Genomic DNA, 2,082 nt, shown 5'->3' with positions numbered 1-2,082 from the left:
GTGTGCGTGCTGCTCGGCCGCTTCTCGCCGGGCCCGCCGCTCTCTGGCTCGGGATGCGTTGGCGCCAGCGTCGGCGCCGGCGACGCAGCGGACGGCCGCGCCTGTCCGCCATCCGGGGCGCCAGTGTCGGGCAGTTGCGCGATGCCGATGGCGATGGCGGTGGCTGCCGTGATGCCGACCGCGGCTGTCGCCGCCTTGTGGTCGCGTAGCCACGTCAGCACGGCACCCACCGAGACGCCGGCACCGGCGGGCGCGACGGCACCTAACTTCGGGCGCCGGCGGTCGGCATCCCGTACGGCGCGCAGCTCCTGGCGGGCGGTGTGGAGCGCATGGATGACGAGCTGCAGCCGCCGGCTGCGCTCCGGTTCCTCCAGCGTCACCGCGAACCCCAGAGCGATCGAGATTCCTTCGAATTGATCTTCGAGTGTGCGTATGCGGTCTCTCAGGGACATCGTTGTCCCACTCTCCCCAGGTCGTCATGGCCGTCACACTGCGGGGACGGGGAAGCAGGGCGGCCAGAGCGTGCATGTACGACGCATATATCTACTCGCGTCACGAAAATGGATAAACGTTTCCGCAGCAACCCCTTTCACAGGAAGTGATCACGAGCGGTCAAGATCGGTCAGATGTGAAACTCCGGTCGTAGGACCTGGGTCGTAGGTCTCGACGGAGACAGCCGGCCGCGCCCGGTAAGGGGCCAGGCGCGGCCGGGGAGTTCGCCGGTGTCAGCGGCTGGTGCTAGTTCGCCGGCTGCCCGGAGCCGGGGCACATCTCACGGGATCCGGGCGGCTGATGCGGCGGCGTCTGCTGCCCGGACGGGGCAGAGACGCTGCTGCCGCAGGAAGGGCAGTTGCCCTGGACTTGTGCGGGATCGAACCGAGTGCGCATTGTGACCTCCTGGTGTGGTGGTCGTGCTGCGAAACGCCCCGGCGCTCTGGGTCAGACTGCGGCCGGGACCTGGTACTCCCGCCCGGGCTGCAGGTCGCGGCCCTGCGGGAGAGCGTCCACGACGTACACGTAGATCGTGCTGTCATCGTGGTATTCGATCTTGAGTCCGTATTCGATGGCGCCCTTGCTGTCCCGCGTGGAGAAGGCTTCCGCCGATCGCACTTCGCGCGAGCCGCTCGCCGTGACCAGCGCGGCCAGGTGCCGGTCTACCGCGCGGAGTTGCAGCCGGCCGCCGTCGATCAGGTCGTCGGGCATCGGCATCGGCGTCGGCGCCGAGTCGCCCTCGATGATCTGCTCCGGCTTGGAGAAATCGGAGTCCCCGGGCGCCGAGGTCTGCACGAACTGCAGCACCACGCGGGCGCCCGTCGCGTACGTCACGACCAGGCCATACGGGTGCCGGTCATAGCCCGCTTCGGACACGGTTCTGACGTCCTGAACAGGGCCTCCGGCCTGCTGGAGGAGGGTCTTCAGGGTGGTCTCGAACCGTGCAGGGCGCATGGACGGGCTCCTCTCGGGCGGCGGGGTGCGGGACAGTCTAAGGGCCGGGCCGGTGGTCGGCGGTCCACGTATGGGTGGCGCGGCGCCTCCTCTTGGCGCTCCCGCCGGGCGGCCTATGCGGGCTCCTCTTTCCAGCAGTGCAGGCACGTGTAATACCGGCCATCCTGGGATTTCACCATAGGCCAGCCACAACAAGTCATTTACTCCTCCAGCGGTCGAACGACGTCGGTCAGCGGCTGGCCGGTGGGACGGGCACCGCACCAGGGTCCGCTGAGGTGCACAAGAGCAGTGCGGACTGGCGGACAAGGAGGCTGTTTATGAGATCCAGTCCTGTCCGCAGTCGAGGCAGAATTCCTTTTTCCTGCCCTGGCTATCCAGCGAGCCGCCCGTATTGTGGCTGCCGCAGAATGGGCATCGTGGGCCCATGGTCGGGCGGAGGGCCGCGTCGCGCCACGAGTCCAGCTCAAGGCCCACTGTGATCGGGGAAGGTGTCACGGCGGTCTGCGCTGTCGCCTTCGTCACGCACTCAACCAATTTCGAGTCCCCTTCGTGTTGGAGTAGGTGGTGCCCCGGCCGCGCCGGGGGAGGACGCGGCCGGGGCTGATGGGGAGCGTCCGCCCCCGCCGGCGGCGGACG

The 2,082-nt window shown here is 68.4% G+C and carries 1 protein-coding gene and 1 pseudogene; both read right to left on the bottom strand.

The features are described 5' to 3' along the window. A pseudogene (locus tag H5J30_RS29345) lies at positions 1–452 on the bottom strand (hypothetical protein); the annotation flags it as partial. Positions 453–939: 487 nt separating this feature from the next. Continuing rightward, positions 940–1,446, bottom strand: coding sequence for a hypothetical protein (locus H5J30_RS29340; protein WP_181790326.1), 507 nt, complete (start codon positions 1,444–1,446; stop codon positions 940–942). Between the last annotated feature and the right edge of the window lie 636 nt (positions 1,447–2,082).

The organism is Streptomyces phytophilus, assembly GCF_013870535.1.
Classification (GTDB): domain Bacteria; phylum Actinomycetota; class Actinomycetes; order Streptomycetales; family Streptomycetaceae; genus Streptomyces; species Streptomyces phytophilus.
This window is presented reverse-complemented; position numbering and strand designations above follow the sequence as displayed.